16 protein-coding genes are annotated in these 20,026 nt (G+C 37.5%); 15 read left to right on the top strand and 1 reads right to left on the bottom strand.

Translation table 11 applies throughout. The features are described 5' to 3' along the window. Positions 1–15 precede the first annotated feature (15 nt). The 14 genes from AC3G7N_RS12975 (at position 16) to AC3G7N_RS13040 (ending at position 18,566) form a co-directional block, all read left to right on the top strand. Positions 16–3,351: a GH36-type glycosyl hydrolase domain-containing protein gene (locus AC3G7N_RS12975; RefSeq protein ID WP_489422585.1), complete on the top strand. Its 3,336-nt coding sequence runs from the start codon at positions 16–18 to the stop codon at positions 3,349–3,351. 150 nt (positions 3,352–3,501) lie between these two features. Next, complete coding sequence (locus AC3G7N_RS12980; RefSeq protein WP_489422586.1) at positions 3,502–4,575, top strand: Gfo/Idh/MocA family protein; 1,074 nt, start codon at positions 3,502–3,504, stop codon at positions 4,573–4,575. 20 nt (positions 4,576–4,595) lie between these two features. Next, complete coding sequence (locus tag AC3G7N_RS12985) at positions 4,596–5,387, top strand: sugar phosphate isomerase/epimerase family protein (protein ID WP_489422602.1); 792 nt, start codon at positions 4,596–4,598, stop codon at positions 5,385–5,387. 26 nt (positions 5,388–5,413) lie between these two features. Further along, on the top strand, positions 5,414–6,370 hold the full coding sequence (locus AC3G7N_RS12990) for a hypothetical protein (RefSeq protein WP_489422587.1): 957 nt from the start codon (positions 5,414–5,416) through the stop codon (positions 6,368–6,370). Positions 6,371–6,395: 25 nt separating this feature from the next. Then, positions 6,396–7,160, top strand: a complete 765-nt coding sequence (locus AC3G7N_RS12995; RefSeq protein WP_489422588.1) for a sugar phosphate isomerase/epimerase family protein — start codon at positions 6,396–6,398, stop codon at positions 7,158–7,160. A gap of 2 nt (positions 7,161–7,162) precedes the next feature. Further along, positions 7,163–8,323 carry an ROK family transcriptional regulator gene (locus tag AC3G7N_RS13000; protein ID WP_489422589.1) on the top strand — a complete coding sequence of 387 codons (1,161 nt, stop codon included), beginning with the start codon at positions 7,163–7,165 and terminating at the stop codon, positions 8,321–8,323. Between the two features lie 54 nt (positions 8,324–8,377). Beyond that, complete coding sequence (locus AC3G7N_RS13005; RefSeq protein WP_489422590.1) at positions 8,378–10,762, top strand: beta-galactosidase; 2,385 nt, start codon at positions 8,378–8,380, stop codon at positions 10,760–10,762. A 318-nt stretch (positions 10,763–11,080) separates the two neighbouring features. Continuing rightward, on the top strand, positions 11,081–13,135 hold the full coding sequence (locus AC3G7N_RS13010; RefSeq protein ID WP_489422591.1) for a BglG family transcription antiterminator: 2,055 nt from the start codon (positions 11,081–11,083) through the stop codon (positions 13,133–13,135). Positions 13,136–13,182: 47 nt separating this feature from the next. Next, the gene (locus AC3G7N_RS13015) at positions 13,183–13,668 is read left to right on the top strand and encodes a PTS sugar transporter subunit IIA (RefSeq protein WP_489422592.1); all 486 of its coding nucleotides are present in this window, start codon (positions 13,183–13,185) and stop codon (positions 13,666–13,668) included. 2 nt (positions 13,669–13,670) lie between these two features. Further along, positions 13,671–13,955 carry a PTS sugar transporter subunit IIB gene (locus AC3G7N_RS13020; protein WP_489422593.1) on the top strand — a complete coding sequence of 95 codons (285 nt, stop codon included), beginning with the start codon at positions 13,671–13,673 and terminating at the stop codon, positions 13,953–13,955. Between the two features lie 78 nt (positions 13,956–14,033). Further along, positions 14,034–15,293 (top strand): galactitol-specific PTS transporter subunit IIC, encoded by a 1,260-nt coding sequence (locus AC3G7N_RS13025; RefSeq protein ID WP_489422594.1) that lies wholly within the window; start codon positions 14,034–14,036, stop codon positions 15,291–15,293. Between the two features lie 226 nt (positions 15,294–15,519). Beyond that, a complete protein-coding gene (locus AC3G7N_RS13030; RefSeq protein ID WP_489422595.1) occupies positions 15,520–16,551 on the top strand; it encodes a zinc-binding dehydrogenase in 1,032 nt (343 codons plus the stop codon). Between the two features lie 26 nt (positions 16,552–16,577). Beyond that, positions 16,578–17,249, top strand: coding sequence for a deoxyribose-phosphate aldolase (deoC, locus tag AC3G7N_RS13035; protein ID WP_489422596.1), 672 nt, complete (start codon positions 16,578–16,580; stop codon positions 17,247–17,249). Positions 17,250–17,513: 264 nt separating this feature from the next. After that, positions 17,514–18,566, top strand: a complete 1,053-nt coding sequence (locus tag AC3G7N_RS13040) for a galactitol-1-phosphate 5-dehydrogenase (protein ID WP_489422597.1) — start codon at positions 17,514–17,516, stop codon at positions 18,564–18,566. Positions 18,567–18,683: 117 nt separating this feature from the next. On the opposite strand, the gene AC3G7N_RS13045 is transcribed toward AC3G7N_RS13040, so the two are convergent. Next, the gene (locus AC3G7N_RS13045) at positions 18,684–18,884 is read right to left on the bottom strand and encodes a carboxymuconolactone decarboxylase family protein (RefSeq protein WP_489422598.1); all 201 of its coding nucleotides are present in this window, start codon (positions 18,882–18,884) and stop codon (positions 18,684–18,686) included. A gap of 171 nt (positions 18,885–19,055) precedes the next feature. Between AC3G7N_RS13045 and AC3G7N_RS13050 the strand changes: the two genes are divergently transcribed. Beyond that, positions 19,056–19,778: a GntR family transcriptional regulator gene (locus AC3G7N_RS13050; protein WP_489422599.1), complete on the top strand. Its 723-nt coding sequence runs from the start codon at positions 19,056–19,058 to the stop codon at positions 19,776–19,778. Positions 19,779–20,026: the final 248 nt, after the last annotated feature.

Consider the following 20,026-nt stretch of genomic DNA (forward strand, 5'->3'; position numbering starts at 1 on the left):
GAAGGAGACTACTTTATGACTACAAAATCCAAATTTTTAATCCAAGCGGGAGATGTTAACTTTACTTTCCTAAATAGTGGTGATATCTATGAAATAACACATAAAAATACCATGATTAATCAATGGATGTCCAATCCAATAGATGGAGCTTTAAATAATATCTATTTACGTCTTCACCACGATAATGGAATAAAAGTAGTTCCGTTAATTGGGGTCCACTCCAACAGCAATTTGTCCATTTTTGATTCACAAGTAATGTGGGAAGGGTCAACTGATGGTGTATACTATCAAGTTACTTTCCATATGACAGAGAAGGGGATATGGTTTTGGGACATCACACTGGATGGAAATGATGTAGAGGTTGATGTTATTTACGGTCAAGATCTAGGTCTTGCTGATAAAGGGGCAGTTCGATCAAACGAAGCATATATGTCCCAATACATGGATCATACTGTTTTTGACGATGAAAAAAGGGGTTTTGTTGTTTGTACACGCCAGAATCAACCTCAGCAGAAGGGGTTTCCTTACTTACAACAAGGCTCATTAGGTAAATCGGTCGGTTATTCTACGGATGGGTTTCAATTTTTTGGCCTATCTTACAAAACAACAAATAAGCCTGAAGTATTAACAAAAGATATGCTAGCTAACGAAGTTTATCAATATGAATTTGCCTATACAGCTTTGCAATCAAAACGAGTGAAGTTAGCAGGTAATGAGCAATTTGTGTTTTATGGACTATTTAAGCAAAATCATTCTGACGCAATAACTGTATTAGAATATGAAAATGAGATATCGGAAGCGTGGCAGCAAAGAAAAGGAATAGATAAAATTCACGGTAAGTCTATAGATAGGGTGCGCATATCTTCTTCTATTGGAGATCCTCTCCAAACATTGGAAATGACAGAAAAGGAAATCGACGCCTATTTTCCTGACCGTCATTTGGAGGAACGTGATCAAGCATCTTTGCATTCTTTCTTTACGAAAACGTATGAGCATGTGATTTTGAAGAAAAAGGAAGAGCTTGTCGAACGTCCACATGGTCATATATTAATGAGCGGCCATAATGATAATGTACAGGAAAATACAATAACATCAACCTCCTATATGTATGGTATGTTCAATTCCCAGCTAGTAGTAGGTAACATAAACATGAATAAAATGATGACGAACGCACGAAACCCGTTAAACATTATGAAAACATCCGGGCAAAGGATTTATGTCGAAATAGATGGTACGTATCATTTATTAACCATGCCATCCATGTTTGAATTAGGATTTAACTATGCTCGGTGGTATTACAAGACAGAAAATGATGTATTAATTATTTCAAACTTTACGACTGTTGACACAACAGAAGTACAATTACATGTGCGGTCTAAAAGCGGTAAATCTTATGCATATCTTGTTTCGAATCAAGTGACCATGAACAACAACGAATATGAAGTGCCATATAAAATGGAAAAGGAAGAAAATACAATTTCCTTTTCTGCAAATACAGGATCGGATAGCGCAAAAACCTATCCTGATTTAACCTATCGTTTGCAGGTTACAGGTGCAGATATGGAGGTTGATAATGAGCAAATATTGGCTTCCAATATCGAATCAGGAGCTGCTTCACTGGTGGTGTTAACAATCAGTTCCACCTCAGAATGGACGATGACAATTCAAGGACTTCTTCATAATGAAGCTAAACCTTTTAAGAAACGAGAAATCATGAAAGAAATTGAACGCTACCGTGAATATTACCGCAATGTTATGCGCGGTTTCGAATTATCTAAGCAGGACAGCAACCCAGAAGAACTTGAAAAAGTTAACGCACTTTCCTGGTGGTACACGCATAATATGCTAGTTCATTTCTCTGTTCCACATGGTCTTGAACAATATGGTGGAGCTGCGTGGGGGACACGTGATGTTTGCCAAGGGCCGACTGAATACTTTATGGCCACACAAAATTATGACTCTGTTCGTGACATTATCAAAACTGTTTTTTCGCATCAATACGAGGACACTGGCAGCTGGCCACAATGGTTCATGTTTGATAAATATGCTGCCATTCAGCAAGAAGATAGTCATGGTGACATTATTGTATGGCCCCTCAAAGCAATCAGCGACTATTTAGAAGCAACACAGGACTATTCAATATTAAAAGAAAAAGTCCCATATACGAATCGCAGTAATTTTGCTTTCACGACAGAAACTGCAACAATACTGGATCATGTAAAAAAAGAAGTTTCCTATATTAAAAAGCACTTTTTGCATGACACGTTTTTATCTTCCTACGATGACGGGGACTGGGATGATACACTTCAACCAGCAAATGAACAATTAAAAAAATATATGATTAGCAGCTGGACGGTGGCATTGACGTATCAAACCCTTCGTAAAATGGCAACTGTATTAACAGAAGTGGAAGAAAAAGAAGCAAATGGACTTATGGATTTGGTTTCAGGGATTAAACAGGACTTTAACAAATACATTCTACAGTCAGATGTTATTCCTGGGTTCATCTATATGGAAGATCCAAACGAAGTAGAGCTTATGTTACACCCAACTGATATGAAAACAGGTATAGATTATCGCCTATTGCCGATGCAGGAAAGCATTATTAGCGAGCTTTTTACTTCAGAACAAGCAGAACATCATTATCAAATAATTAAAGAACATCTATCTTTTCCGGATGGTGTTCGCTTAATGAATCGACCTGCTAATTATACAGGTGGAGTAAGTACCCATTTTAAACGGGCAGAACAAGCAGCCAACTTTGGCCGTGAAATAGGCTTGCAATATGTCCATGCTCACATTCGTTATGTTGAAGCAATGGCAAAGCTAGGGAATTCAGACGAGACATGGAATGGTTTATCTATCATTAATCCTATCGGTATCCAGAAAGTCGTTCCAAATGCAGAAATCCGTCAAAGCAATACGTATTTTAGCAGTTCAGATGGCAAATTTAATACCCGTTATGAAGCACAAGAACACTTCGATAAATTACGAAAAGGCACTGTCCCAGTTAAGGGTGGGTGGCGCATTTATTCAAGCGGACCAGGCATCTATATGAATCAACTAATTTCAAATACATTAGGAATTCGTAGTGAAGCTGGTAACCTTGTTATCGATCCAGTCCTTCCGGGAAAACTGGATGGGTTGCAGTTTGACTTTACATTTATGAATTTACCAATAACGTTCATTTACCGTCTAAATCAAAAGAAAAAACAGGTAGTTGTAAATGGTAGTGTGGTAAAAACAGAAGAAGTGATTAATCCGTATCGTGGAGGAGGATTTATTGTAGGACGTAATAAACTGGAAAAGCTATTAATATACGAGAAAAATAAGATAGAGATTTATTTATAAACATTTTCTTGCACATTTATAATAAGGATTAGTATGGCCTGGGGTTATATACTAATCCTATACATTGACAAAGAGTATGTATTCAGATATTATTTTACTAATTATTAATTAATTAATTAAATGAATTAATCAAATGGAGGGGTTGAAAGAATGAAAAGAATCGGGATTGTAGGGACAGGTAGATCGATAGGCGTAGCAAATGATCATTTGAAAGGTATACAAGCTGTGCCGGAATGGAAGTTGGAAGCAGTATATGATCTAGTAAGAGATAACGCTGAGAATTTTGTACGATTGAATGAACTGTCCAAAAATATTATTAGCTCTAGTTTAGATGAGCTACTTGGACGGGTGGATGCGATAGTAGTATGCACAGACAACCGATCTCATGGAGAAATTATCAGAGCTGCATTTGAAAAGAATATTCCAGTGTTATGTGAGAAGCCCCTTTCTATCAGCTATCAAGAGTCTAAGCAACTGTCCGCAGAAGCTAAGGATGCCAATGTACCGAATTATATGGGAATGCAATATAGGTATCACCCTTATGCTCAGGCTATAAAAGAGATTATTGATTCAGGTGCGCTTGGCGATCTTGTGTTTTATCGTCACCGTATTGGGGGATGGCGAATCGGAAATTCTAATTTGGAATTAGAGTGGCGTATGAAGCAGGAAACGTCCGGAGCAGGTGCTGCTGCCGATTTCGGTGTGCACCAGGTGGACTTACTTTACTACTTTTTAAAAGACTATGCTGGAAAGTTTAAAGAAATACAAGCTGAGTTAGGGACCTATATAAAAAGTCGTCAAAAGATAGGCAGTAAAGAGTCAGGAGAAGTAACGAATGATGACATTGGCGCGATAATAGGGAAACTGGAAAATGGCGCCATTGTTAACTTGAATAACTCACGTATTTTACCGCCGGATGGTCATGGATTAGAAATTGTTGGAACGAAATCTGCTATTTGGATGGATGGAAATGAAAACGTATTCTTACGCAAACGTAATGAGATAGGAGAATGGGAAAACGAATTAGCTCCTGTAACGATTGAAGAGCGACATCGTTTTATAGGTTTGGCGAGAGGGAAACAATATCGTGAATTTTACGACATTATAGATAATGGAATTTCATATGAACTTGACTTTTCCTATGGGGCTGAGATTCTAGGTGTGATTGAAACAGCTATAGATTCCTATCAAAAAGGTATCAAACTAAACTTTAAGGATAAATGAAAGGAGCTAAATGTGTGAGGATGAAATTAGGCTGTCATCTTTTTCCGTGGAATTCTATTTTAGAAAAGGATGGACTTTTAGGACGAAAAACTATAAAACTATTGGACTGGATTGCTGCAAATGGATTTGATGCAATAGAAACAGGCTTGCGTTTTATACCAAAGGGAAGGGAAGCAGAGGTAAATGAATTATTGGCCAGGAAAAATTTAACATTAGCAGCAGCGCATACAGGATTTCCGATGTTCGAACCAGATTTCTATCCAAACTTTGATGAGATTAAATTAGAAGTTGAGCGGTTAAACAAGGCTGGAGCTGAACGTCTTATAGTAAGCAGTGCCTGTAAGCAAGATATTAACGAAAGAACGCTAACCAAAGCTGTCGACTTTTTGAACGAAATAGGAGACTTATGTCATCTTAACGGTCTAGAGTTTGTTTACCATAACCATGATCATGAATTCTTACATGAAGCTAGAGTTGAAAAGGCTTTAATTGAAATGACAAATCCAACTACTGTTTTTTTCGCAATAGATGTTGGCTGGATGTATATTGCCGGGGTGGATCCTGTAGATTTTTTTAAAAAGTATAATGGTAGAATTCACCACACCCACATTCGTGATGTACGGAAAAAAACGTTTATCGAAGTTGGCGGAGGAGAAATTGACTATCAACTTTTCTTATCTTATGCCAGTGAAATGGAGTACACAGGCTGGCATATTGTTGAAATGGAGAAGAACGATGATTATTCCGGGAAGTTAGATACATTAGATGAGATGGTTATTGAATCGATAAAACATATTAAATCCTTAAATTAATTTTAAAATACCAGGAGGGAAAAAGCATGGAATTAGCTAGCTTATTTAATCCAGAAGAAGGAAAGACAGTAATAGAACCAACAGGATCGGGGACTGGCTATTGGGCAGGGGCACCTACCATTTTATTCGATAGTAAGGATAGCACATTTTATTTGTATTATAGGGTGAGGCAACCAAGAGGATTTGGAGAAAATGAAAGAGGTTTCGAAGTACGTATAGCTAAAAGTAGGGACGGGGAAAACTTTACAGATGTATGGACTCTCCATAAGAAAGATTTACATTCAAGTTCAATAGAGCGTTCCTCTTTAATGAAAGTAAATGATCATTTGTATAGACTATATATTAGCTACGTAGATTCTTCTGATAACAGGTGGAGAATTGATGTGATAGAATCCGATAGCCCTACTAGTTTTGATGTTCATACACGTCGCAAGATCTTAACAGCTTCTGATGTACCTAATGCGGAGGGCGTGAAGGATCCTTATATCGTTCAAGTGAAAAATCAATACTATATGTACTTTGTCTATGCGAAAGGGGTAGAAGGAATCTCTAAAGAAAAAATGCATAGTACCGGGGATGTTCATAATACAGGAATGGCAGTGGCACCAACTGGGTTAGCGATCAGCCAGGATGGGTTAAATTTTAAATGGACTGATACTGTATTACCGGTGGGATTGTCAGGTTGGGATCAATACCAATCTCGATTAACCTCGATTATTCCACATGGTGAAAGTTATACGGTTTTATGGGACGGAAGCGTTGGGGTAGAACAAAACTATGAAGAAAAAGCTGCGGTTGCAGTTACATTTGACCTGAAAACTTTTGCGAAAGTAAGCCACTCTGGGCCTGCAATTGAAACAGCTCTTGGTAATGCAGTCAGATACGTTGATGCAATAAAACATCATGATCAAATTTGGTATTATTATGAATATACACGTGAAGACGGATCACATGAGTTGCGCCTTTCTAAGGTAGATTGTTAATCACAAAGATATAGGAGGTGTAGGAATGAATTTAGGGTTGAGAATATCAGATTTACAAAACATGACCATAGAGGAAAAAGTGCAGTTAGCTGTTAGTTGTGAGCTAGATTCGATTGAATTATCAGCTTCAGAGTTAATCGATTCTCAGGAAACGTTGCACTGGAAGCAAATGGCTGAATCAAATGGACTTACAATAACAACAGCTGGTATAGGAATTGAATTATGCGATCCAAACAGCCAAGTTGAAACACGTGATAAATTGAAGAAAGTAATTGAAGGAGCTCAGATGTTGGGGGATATACCCTTATTTAGCCGTACGATGAATGCTCCCAAAGGCAAATCCCAGCATGAAACGTGGAGCTATCTCGCGGAATTTACAAGAGAGATCACTGAAACATGTGCTAACGAGGGGGTGCAGTTTGCTATAGAAATTGACCATGCTCCGTGTTTTGTGAATACGCTTGAACGGTTCGAAAAATTATATCGTTTGGTTGATCATTCGAATTTAATGTTAAATTTTGACCCTACTAACATGCATGTTAATGGGAGTGATCCGTTTGAAGCAATCAAAAAATGGGGGCATTTATTTATTGGAGCTCATATAAAAGATGGTGTATATCGAACAGATCAGCGTTTAGAAGTACCACTTGGTGAAGGTGAAATAGATTATCGTACTATTTTTTCTAAACTAGAAGAAAGAGGTATTGCATTAACATTCCAATTTGAACACTTATCTACAAAAAACGAAGTAATAAAAGCAGTCCATAAAATGAGACAAATGGTGGGATAACAATGGTGTTAGTAGGACAAAACACTTCAAGAACAAAGCAACTTAATCAATCGCTTGTATTACAAACTTTAATGAAATACCAACCAATTTCCAGGCAGGAAATCGCGGAGAAAACAAAACTAACCCGGGCAACTATTACTAATATTACTTCAGAACTAATAAAAGCAGGATATGTTAATGTGCTAGGGAATATCGAAGGTGAGGAATCAAGAGCAGGGAGGCGATCCATTGCCCTAGAGTTAAATGAGAATTCAACACATGTCCTTGGTATTCACATCAGTTTGTCAGAAATTCACTTGGGCTTAATAGATTTAAAAGGAAAAGTGAAGAAAGATATCAAAGTAGAACTTCCAAAATTATTGACGAACGATTCTTTTGTAAAGTTGCTAATCGAGCAATTGCAGTCTTTTATAGATACTACCGTTGATGTCTCTATACATTCTATTGGAATTGGTTCCGTTGGATTAGTCGATTATAAGGCAGGTAAGTTATTGAATGCGGATCATATAGGGTTAAAGGATATTGATTTGGCGGCTGAGCTGGAGAAGCAATTTAATTTACCTGTTTTTTTAGATAATAACGTACGGGCAATGACATTGGCTGAGCAAATATTTGGCAAGGGTAAATACCACTCCGATTTTATAACAGTTTTTTTAGGGCAAGGGATTGGGGCTGGAATTGTTTTAAATGATAAGTTGTTTCGTGGAGGTATAACTGGAGCAGGAGAATTTGGTCACACGACTTATGTCCCCGAAGGTGAAGCCTGTTGGTGTGGAAATAAAGGATGTTTAGAGCGTTATGCTTCTGAACAAGCTGTACTCGAACATTTACACCTTTCTTTTTCGGAACTTCAAAGCAAAGTGCAGTTTGGAGATGAAAATGTCATAAAAAAACTTGAAAAAACAGGTGAGCAAATTGGTTCTGCTTTGACTTCTGTGATTAATATGCTTCATGTTCCAAAAGTGATTATAAGTGGTAGGCTGTCTAGTATTGATTTTCCAGTTACCAAAAAAGTATCTAGTATAGTAAATCAACGATCATTCCTGGCACGACAAAAAAATGTAAAAATTGAAGTTTCGGCATTAGGGGAAGATGTTGGGTTAATTGGAGCTGCTAGTTTGGCATTTATATATGGCTTTTTACTAATACAAGAGCAATCTTAACGTAAATGAAAAAAAATATTAATGCAATAGTTTGTTCATTCAGGGAGGGTCAAGATGATTCAGGTTAAGGATCAAAGACTTATCATTAATGGCGAAGACGTTTTGATTTTTGGTGCGGAACTTCACTACTTTAGGGTGCCAAAAAGCCAATGGAGAAACCGTATCAAACAAGTAAAAGAAGCGGGAATAAACATGATTAGCACCTATGTACCATGGATGTTCCATGAACACGAAGAAGGAAAGATCGATTTAACAGGGAAATCAAGAGAGGAACGCGATCTTGAAACATTTCTTCAAATTGTAAAAGACGAAGGAATGTATTGCCTAGTTCGTCCTGGTCCATATGTGATGGCTGAAATTATTGATCATGGTGTGCCTACATGGTTTTTGGACCATTATCCGGAGGCAGTAGCAAAAACTCAGGATGGGGATAATCACCCGTCGAGAGTTGCTAGCTACATGCATCCTATTTATTTAGAAAAGGTGGCTATTTGGTATCATTCTGTTTGTAGCATCATTGAGCCATATCAGATTCAAAATGGTGGTCCTGTAATTCTGTTTCAACTAGATAATGAAGTAGGGATGTTTCATTGGGTTACAAATCAAGGTGACTATAATGATGAGACACTAAAACAGTTTAAAAATTACTTAGAAAATAAATATACGCTAGATGAGTTTAATAAGACTTTCCGCGTTCGTGTAAAGGCTATAGACGAATTTATTCAAACTAAGTTAAAATCTCCAGAAGAACATTACAGCATTGTATTAAAAAATGAATACAGTTTGTTTATGAGAGAACATTATCTTAGTTATCTCGAGCATTTGAAACACCTCGCTAATGATGAAGGAATTTGTGTACCTTACGTCGTTAATATTCATGGGTTTCATACTGTTGATATTTTAAAAAGAGGGACAATGTATCCAATTGGAATTTCTCAACTGTTAGAAGTAGCAAAAATGGATGACGTACTATTAGCTGGTGACTACTATATCGGAAATATTGAATACGACAATTTTATTGATATCGTTCTTGCGAATGCCTTCACGAAAGCTATTCAATGGAAAGAGCAGCCCCTTTTTTCGGCTGAATTCCAAGGTGGTACCATTCCGGATAAACCAAGGCTTCAGCCATGTACATTTGATTTGACTACGAGACTTTGTGTTGCAAATGGGATGAATGCCGCTAACTATTATATGTTTGTTGGTGGGGAAAATTATGAGAATATGGGCTTATTAGGTAAACGCCATGATTGGCAGGCACCTTTGTCATTAGAAGGAAACAAACGACCACACTTTGGTATCATACAACACTTAGGTCAAATGTTTAATGTTTTTCAGAAGCAGTTGGTTCACGCTCAGCAGGAAATAAACACTCATTTTGCTTTTTATCCTGACTACTATATGACGGAGTATAGTGATCAGTTCACTTCACATATGGTTAAAACGTTACACCAGGAAAGAGATGCCAATATATTTAATGGATTTGCAAGAGGATTAAGATTAAATAACATCATTTTTGAGGGGTTAAACCTATTAGAGGAAGAAAAAATAAATGTTTCTGAAGTCCCTTCTTTATGGATGTTCTCTATGAAATGGATGGATGAGGTTATACAGCAAAAATTAATTAGCTATTTGGAAGATGGCGGGAAATTAGTCATGTTCCCAGTAATACCAACAAAAAATATGAACAATGAAAAATGTACATTATTGAAAGATTATATAAGTGTTGAAATAAAAGATTCAAAATGTCGCGGATTTGTTCAGATTGGTAATGTTGATAGCGTTAAAATTAATAGTATGGAAATGTATGATGTACAAGAAGGAGCCTTCGGTTGGTCTGAAGACCCTAATAATTCAACTGTAGCATTTGAAAAGATCTTAGGCAAAGGAAAAATTGTAATGTTAGGCGTTAGTATGGAAAATGAATACGAATATAAAAACCAAATTTATAAGGATTTAGCTGCAAAAATTGAAGTGCAAAGTAGTTTTACCTTAGTAGATGAACTGGATATTTCAGTTAGGGTGTTACGAGATGGCGGATTATTTGTGTTTTTAAATAACTTTGATGAATATAAAAAGGTTACCCCGATTCATTATGATGGAAAAGCACTTTTCAATGGTAAGAAAATTACAATTCCATCAAAAAGTGGTTTGATGCTCCCAGTGAATATAAAAATTACAAATGATCTAACCATACTATATGGAACTGGGGAAATAATTGGGCTTAATCATTCGGATACAGAATTATCGCTAAAAATAAAGATTAAGCAGAATCAAGAAGAGTTTTTATTTCATTCAAATCAATGGATTCCCGTGGATGAAAGTGGTGTTCAGGTGGAAAAGACTACTTCCAAAGGAGTTTGTAAAGTGAAAATATCCTCGGTGAATGAAGAGGAAACGATTCATTTTACTCACATGAATCATACTCAAAGTTCTTAGTCTTTTTGATTTCATTATGTCACCTATAATTAGGAATCGGATTAATTTCCGGTTCCTTTTCTGGTTGTATTAATTAGTGTGGATTTTTTGGTATAAGTCTAATACGTGAGTAAGGTTTAGCAGGATTATAATGGTTTTTTCTCATGGAAACGCAACTATAAATAGCATCTTGCACATACTAGGGAACAAAATGTATTTGTATGGATTTTTTTATGTAAATCACAATGTTGTACATCAACTGTTCATCAATTTGCGATGAAAACGCATTCATCGTGCGGTTATGTGGTGTTACAATTACTAGTGAAGGAGCGATTACGAGTGGCACTTAATGATCGAAGTAAGAAAATCTTGGATGAACTAGTTAGCAATCCGAGCATTACTAGTACGGCTTTGGAAAAAAAGTATAACGTAACTCGTAGACAGCTTGGTTATAGTTTCAATAAGATAAATGATTGGCTCATGACCAAAAACCTTCCAGTAATAGAAAGAACAAGGCAGGGTCATTTCATTATTAGTCAATCTGTTTTCACTCGTCTTAATGGTGAGGAAAAAAGCGTTTCCGTTGACACAAGTCTTCTTTCTGAGAATCAACGTATCCATCTGATTATCATGATGCTTTTGAGTTACGGGGAAGAGCTATCGCTTAGTCATTTTACGATAGAACTGGATGTTAGTAAAAATACTGTTCTTAGTGATTTGAAACACGTACAAGGTTACTTAGACGATTTTGACTTGTCTATTCGATATTCGAGAAGGTCTGGTTACTTAATAGAAGGTAAGGAGTTCCAGGTACGAAAATTACTTATTGATGTAACCTATCAATTGTTGCAAATGAATCATGGTAAAAACAGAATAAAAGAAGTAGCTAGTATACATCGTGAAGAAGTAGAGGAATTCACCAAGCGAATTGAAAAAGTAGAGAATAAATTAAATTTGAAATTCACGGATGAAAAAATGGAAACGATGCCTTACGTTCTAATTTTAATTTTACGTAGAATAGAAAAAGGGAATGAAATAAATTCGTTTTCCATTGAATACGAGGAATTATCGGATACAAAGGAATATCAAGCAACAGAGGAAATCTTATATGATTTCAAAGAAATACCAGTTGCGGAGCGTTTATTCATTACGTTGCATTTATTGACGACAAATGTATACTCGTCAGAATTCTTAATGGAGGAATCTATCCCAAACTTAGTTCCAGCAACTGATAATATGCTGCGTTTGTTCGAAAAGAGCGCTTGTATTTATTTGCAGGATCGGGAGCAGCTGCTGGACAAACTCCTGCAGCACATTAAACCTGCCTATTATCGTATTAAATATCAGCTTACAGGAACGGTTTCTGTTCAAGAATCTTTAAATAAAGAGTTCAAGGAATTACATCACCTTGTAAAGCGATCGATCGGACCGCTTGTAGATTTAATAGGAAATGAAATTCCTGAAAGCGAGACTACCTATATCACGATGCTGATTGGTGGGTGGATGACCAGGCAAGGTGACAGTATTGAAAAAAAGGTGAAGGCAATTGTGGTTTGTCCCCAGGGCGTGTCAGTCTCAAAATTAATGTTTAACGAATTAAGGGAGTTATTTCCAGAGTTTGTTTTTTTGGATTCATTATCAGTACGTGAATTCCTGAATTACCGTTTTGATTACGATATTGTATTTTCACCAACCTTCCTGGAAACGGAGAAGAAGTTATTTATTTCGAGAGCATTTCTCGGACGTGAAGAAAAATACCGTCTGCGAAAACAGGTAATGCTCGAGTTACATGGGTATATTCCAAATGACATTCATGTTAATCATTTAATCGATATCATAAATAATCATGCAGTAATAGAAAATGAAAAGGCTTTAACAGAAGAACTGCAGATGTATATTAACCGGGATGAGGGATCATCTGTAAAACAAGATGTTGACCTGAAGGATATTAATTTAGATGAATTAATTCCACTACAGAATATAACAGTAAGAAATTCTGTTAAAACCTGGGAAGAAGCAATTCGGGTAAGTGCCCAGCCATTAGTTGAAATCGGTAAAATTGATCGAGCTTATGTGGAAGCAATGATTAATCATTATGACCAGGATCCATATATCGTCATTGGGCCTAATATAGCAATCCCGCACGCAGCTCCTGAAGAAGGCGTTAATGAGGTTGGCATGAGTTTGCTGCGATTAAAAGAAGGAATTAACTTCACCCCCGATTACAGCATTAATTTGATCATTGTGATTGCTGCAGTCGACAAGCAACAGCATATCCATGCATTAATGCAATTGATGAAGCTTTCTGGTTCTGAAAAAGATCGAAACCGTATGATTAATGCTGGTTCAATTGAAGAAATTCATGACATTATACAATCATATTCCATTGATTGATTGAGTGAGTGAGGAGCAACTAAGAATAAGGATAATGAGGTGTTGAAATGAGCGAGTTATTTTTTGATGAATCTATCATTCTATTGGATGTAGATGGAGATACGAAAGAAGAAGTGTTAACAGCAATGGGTACCAACTTAGTTGAAAAGGACCTTGTTAAGGAAAGCTTTATTCCTGCAATTATTAAAAGAGAAGGTGAATTTGCGACAGGTCTCCCAACAGCAGGGGTTTCTGTAGCAATTCCGCATACAGATGTTGAACATGTAAAAAGAAAGACAATTAGTGTAGCGGTCTTAAAGAATGCTGTTGATTTTGGAGTTATGGGTGATGATAGCGAGACGACTCCTGTAAGAATCGTTTTTATGCTAGCAATGGATGAGGCACACTCACAGCTGTCACTTTTGCAAAAACTGATGCAGGTTTTTCAAGACCCGGACACATTGAAGTACTTAGTGAATGAGAAAGAAAAAACTAGTATTAAAAATCTACTAGAAGATAAGTTAGATTTTGTAGCATTTGAAGGAGGTGAGTAAGGATGAAAAAGAAACAAGTATTAGTAGCATGTGGAGCAGGTATTGCAACATCAACAGTTGTAAATGGTGCAATTGAAGAAATGGCTAAAGAACATGATCTTAAATTAGATCTAGTTCAGATCAAGATTACCGAAGTAGGCGGTTATGTAGATACAGCTGATTTACTCGTAACTACTGCAATGACAAAGAAAGAATATCCATTTCCAGTAATCAATGCACGCTCATTCCTAACAGGTATCGGAACTGAAGATACAAAAAAACAAATCTTGGAAGAGCTTCAAAAATAAAAAGTTATAAAGTTCAGGATCTCGATTTCTGTAGTAGCAGAAGTCGAGGTTTACTACTAAAATGCGAGGTGACAAAACATGCAAGGATTTGTTGATTTCATACAAGGATTTTTAGATTTAGGGGCAACTGTAATTCTGCCAGTCGCAATATTCTTATTAGGATTATTTTTTGGACAAAAACCAGGTAAAGCCTTTCGCTCTGGTTTAACAATCGGGGTTGCCTTTGTCGGTATTTTCTTAGTTATCGATTTGCTTGTTAATAACTTAGGACCGGCCGCACAAGGTATGGTTGATCGATTAGGAGTAGAACTAACAGTTATTGATGTGGGTTGGCCTGCGACATCATCTATTGCTTGGGCATCCGTGGTAGCAGCATTTATCATTCCACTTGGTCTAGTAGTAAACGTTGTTATGCTTCTTACAAAAACAACGAAAACAATGAACGTGGATATTTGGAACTTCTGGCATTATACATTCATGGCCGCTATGGTCTATGCAATTTCAGACAGCATTATTCAAGGTTTGATTGCAGCTGTATTGTTCCAGATTGTGTGTCTTAAAGTCGCTGACTGGACTGCACCTATGGTTAGTGAATTTTATGAATTACCAGGTGTCTCCATCGCAACTGGTAGTACCATTTCTTATGCGCCTGGTATTTTCTTAGTAAAAGGACTGCAAAAAATTCCTGGTGTTAAGAACTGGAATGCAGATCCAGATACGATTCAAAAACGATTTGGTATTTTTGGAGAATCCATATTTATCGGACTGTTCTTAGGGGCAGCAATCGGTGCTTTGGCAGGATACAATGCTGGTGAAATAATCGAAATTGGGATGGCGATGGCTGCTGTTATGGTATTAATGCCGCGTATGGTTAAGATCCTGATGGAAGGGTTAATGCCCGTATCAGAATCTGCACGTGAATGGTTAAACAAACGATTCGGTGATAGAGAAATCTATATCGGACTTGATGCAGCGGTAGCGCTTGGACACCCGGCTGTTATTTCAACAGCACTCATCCTTGTTCCAATCACAGTAGTAATGGCAGTAATTTTGCCAGGTAACGCTGTATTACCATTTGGTGACTTGGCGACGATTCCGTTTATTGTCGCATTTATCGTAGGTGCTGCTCGAGGTAACATTGTTCATTCGGTGATTGTTGGTACGATTATGATTGCTATATCACTGTATATTGCAACAGATGTTGCACCAATCTTTACAGAAATGGCTGTTAATTCTAATTTCGATATGCCTGAAGGTTCAGCTAAAATTTCAAGTATTGATCAGGGTGGTAATATCGTTAACTGGTTAATCTTCAAATTCTTTAGCCTATTTAACTAATCGAGAAAGCGTAAGCGCCCGTATAGCGACGTATGGACTGGACTGAACCGCAGGAGATAAAGGAAACATGCCCCTGCAAAAGGGGGATGTCGACGTTGGGCGGCAAGCCCGGTTTTAGTCGACCTTCCTTTGTAGCGAACAGATGTTGACTTATCGTACGGAGGTGAGGGAAGTCCACTAGTCGCTGGGTGCTGTAGCTAGACAATAATCGAAGGGTGGAGTTCAAATGAAAGCGTTAGTCAAAACAGAGCTCGGATTTGGTAATTTAGAAATTCAGGATAAGAATGAACCACAAGCCGGTAAAAGTCAAGTAAAAATTGAAGTGAAGTATGCAGGTATCTGCGGATCTGATATTCACACCTATGAAGGCCACTACAAAGTTGGAGTGCCTGTTACATTAGGACATGAATTTTCTGGTGAAGTAGTTGAAGTTGGTGAAGGTGTTATGGAATTTAAACCAGGTGACCGTGTAACGTCAGAAACTACTTTCTATATTTGCGGGGAATGTGACTATTGCAAAGCTGGTGACTACAACTTATGTAACCACCGAAAGGGACTAGGAACACAGCAGGATGGCGGTTTTACAAAGTATTTAATCGCACGCGAAGGAAGCGTTCATAAACTTCCAGAAAATGTGGATTATCAATCAGCAGCGATGACAGAACCTCTAGCATGTACACATCACGCTGTCTCAAAAACAGATATTAAGCAAGGCGACATTGTTGTTGTAATTGGTCCAGGACCGATTGGGTTATTTACTGCTCAGGTTGCGAAAAGCCGTGGTGCTACAGTTCTAATTACTGGTTTAACGAATGACAAAGTACGTCTGGATAAAGCAAAAGAATTAGGCATTGACTATGCAGTAGATACGCAGGAACAAGATATTAAGGAACTCGTTAATAGCCTGACGAACGGCTATGGTGCAGATGTTGTATTTGAATGTTCTGGAGCGGTTCCTGCAGCGAAACAAGGACTCGATTTGTTACGCAAAAAAGGACAATATGGTCAGGTTGGACTTTTCGCTCAACCCGAAATTCAATTTGACCTTGAAAAAATCATTCAAAAAGAAATTCGTGTTGTCGGAAGCAGAAGCCAAAAATCAGCGGACTGGGAACCGTCTCTTGAATTAATGAATGATGGCAGCGTGAATGCCAAAGCAATGGTAACGCACGAATTTGATATTACAGAGTGGGACGCGGCATATGAGGCAATTAAAAGTGGGGAAGCAATCAAGGTATTATTAACTCCAGTAGAATAAGACTTTTTGAATGGAGGCGATGTTAAGTGGACAAACAAGATTTGATCAATAGGATAGATTATACCTTTTTAAAACCAACAGCAAGCAGAGAGGATATTACTACTTTTTGCGGGGAAACAATTGAGCATGGGTTTAAGACAGTTTTCGTAAATCCATACTATGTTTCTTATGCTCACAGTCTATTATCTCCTCATAACATTAAGGTTGGAGTACCAATTGGTTTTTCACTAGGTGGAGCAACAACCTATACAAAAGTAGAAGAAACAAAAGAAGCGATTAAAAACGGTGCAGAAGAAATAGACATGCTTATTAATTTAGGTGCACTGAAATCAAAAGAATTTGATGTTGTGAAAAACGATATTAGCGAAGTTGTAAAAGCATCTGAAGGGTTACTTACGAAGGTTATCATTGAAACAGCATTATTAACAAAAGAAGAAAAGATCACTGCTGCTAATTTAATAGTAGAAGCTGGCGCTGATTTTGTTAAAACGGCTACAGGATTTAACGGCGGCGGTGCTACAGTAGAGGATGTTCAGTTATTACGTTCGGTGGTTGGAGCAGATTTCGGTGTGAAGGCTGCCGGTGGTGTTCGTAATTATCAGGATGCGGTAACTATTGTAAATGCTGGTGCAAATCGTATTGGTGCAAGTGGTGCTATCGCGATTATTTCCGGTGAAACATCAAATGCTTCTTACTAGATTAGTAGAATGGAACAATGAACGATGTAGTGAAATAGCTTAATCGTTAGAAATGAGGGTGGAGAATGGTAAATACACTACTGGATTTTATGTTGGGACCCTTCAGGATAATAGGTGATTTTTATTTTGAATACCAAGTCATTTTTAACACACTAATAGTTGGATTCGCTTTATATAAACTTATTTTCAACAAAAAGAAATCAGATTCTAATGAATCAACAAGCTAATATAAATAATTAACTACACTATAGAATGGGTGATTAGATGAGATCCCTGAATCTTTATGGAAAACAGGATATACGTTTTGAAGAATCATCTGAACCTGCCATTGAACATGCAAATGATGTCATTCTCAAGGTGAAAGCTGTTGGTATATGTGGTTCAGATATATCCAGATACAATAAACTCGGACCTTATGTAGAAGGGATGACTTTTGGTCATGAATTTGCAGGGGAAGTAGCAAGGATTGGATCAGGAGTAGATGGTATTAAAGTAGGGGACCGAGTAGCTGGATGTCCAACTTTTTATTGCGGCCGTTGCACGAGCTGTCAAAAAGGTGAACTATCACGCTGTGAAAAACTGACTGTTATAGGCGCCAGGCATCCCGGTGCTTATGCAGAATATGTGAAATTACCAGTTGAAAACATTATTCCACTTCCAGAAACGGTTGATTATGATACTGCAGCGCTGATTGAACCTTCAGCAGTTGTGGTTCATGGCTTTTATCGTACTAGTATGCAACCTGGTGCAGAAGTCGCTGTAATGGGATGTGGTAATATTGGGTTGCTGGCAATTCAATGGGCAAAAATCTTTGGAGCAAAAAAAGTTTATGCGATTGATATAGATGACTCCAAGCTTGAAATTGCGAAAGCTGTAGGGGCGGACGTTTTAATAAATTCACTAGAAACCCTGGCTCATGAACAGATTTTAGCGCATACAAATGGTAATGGTGTCGATGTTGCAATTGAATCAGCAGGTTCACCAATTACATCTGCTCAGGTTTTTGCTTTGCCTAAAAAGGGTGGAGAAGTCGTATTCATGGGTATCCCGTATGCAGATATCACTATTGAACGATTCTATTTTGAAAAAATTGTGCGTAACGAATTATCTGTATTAGGGTCATGGAATGCTATCTCCTCCCCATTCCCCGGAAAAGAATGGAGTACGACTGTCCACTATATGAGTACAGGCCAACTAAATGTTAAACCAATTATTACCCACCGATTACATTTGGCTGAAGGACCTAAGACTTTCGACAATATAATAAATAGAAAAGGTTCCTACGGGAAAGTTCTCTTTTACCCCGAACTGGGATAAAGAATTAGCAAAAAGCGTCCATACTGGGCGCTTTTTGCTTTGTGGTTCTTCTGTGCTTATATAAAAAAGGGAGTTGGCATTATGTCATTATATACCTACTCCCTAATTATTATTAAATTAATCTTTCAGTACATTCTCACTTTCTCTAACAAAGTCATTTTCCTTTGTTACGGTATCAACGTCTGTTTGGAATGTCCCGTGAATACGATTAATAATTCCGGAAATGCCGCTTGTGAAACAAAGGCTTATAATTGTTTGCTCCGAAAAATGTTGGCAGAGGCGGTTGTACAAGTCATCCGAAATTTGAATGTTTTTCACCAATTCTTCCGTGTATTCAAGAACCACAATGTTATAACACAATTTTTAGAATTGGGTGAATTTAATACGAAGGAGAGAAGTCACGCCGCCTTCCAACAATACCCGTTCTTTTCCATTTAGCTCTAAACTCTGCTATCCTATAATAAAACTACGGAAATGGGGAAAATAGACGTGTCACTTGATTACAAAAGCTCCATACCTCTACATATTCAATTGAAAATTATTATAGAGAAACAAGTAGCGGAGGGGATTTTTACTGACCAGCTTCCAAGTGAGCGGCAATTTATGGAGGAATACAATACTAGTCGCAGTACAGTCAGGGAGGCCATTAACCTTTTAGTTCGGGAAGGAATTCTTGAAAAAAGACATGGAAAAGGCACGTTCGTTTCATTGAAGCCCATTCATGATTGGCTTGGTAACCTAAGCAGTACAACCGAGACTATCCTCCAGATGGGAAAAAAGCCTGGGGCAAAATTAATTACCCATTATAAAACTACGCCATCAGCTTATATCCAGGAATGTACAGGTTTTGCAGAAGCTTATTTTATTAAACGGGTCCGCTATGCTGATGATATTCCGATTGGAGTGGAGCATCATTATTATCCTGTAAAGCTAGGAAAAAAATTAGTCGAATATGATCTGGAAAATGCTACATTGTATGATTTGGTTGAAAATGAACTGGGTATCCAATTTGCTGAGGCTAATCAGACAATTAGCAGTGGCCAATTACTGAGTGAAGATAAGGAATATGTAATCGTTCCACCTGAATCTCATGCCATAATAGCGGAGCGGATTATTAAAGATCAAACAGGACAAATCATTGAATTGGAGCAAGCATTTTACCGGAGTGATATGTATACATTTAAAATAAATTTATCGCGAAAATTTGGCTGAATCAACTTCGTGTGTTAGTCATAATTCTTTTTAATAATACCTATTATGATTTTTAATATCTGAATTTAATAAATATATTGAAAACAACCTTTGCATTGCGTATACTGAAATTACTGCAACTTAACTGGTACGGACGTCAGGATGTTTTTTAAGAGCAAAGAAAGTATAAAATCTTGGCGATTATCTGTCTAGTTCCAGCGCCTAGACACTCGAGACATAAGCAGTTCGCTTCCGTGCGGGCAAAGCAC

The sequence above is a fragment of the Virgibacillus carmonensis genome (genome assembly GCF_057836705.1).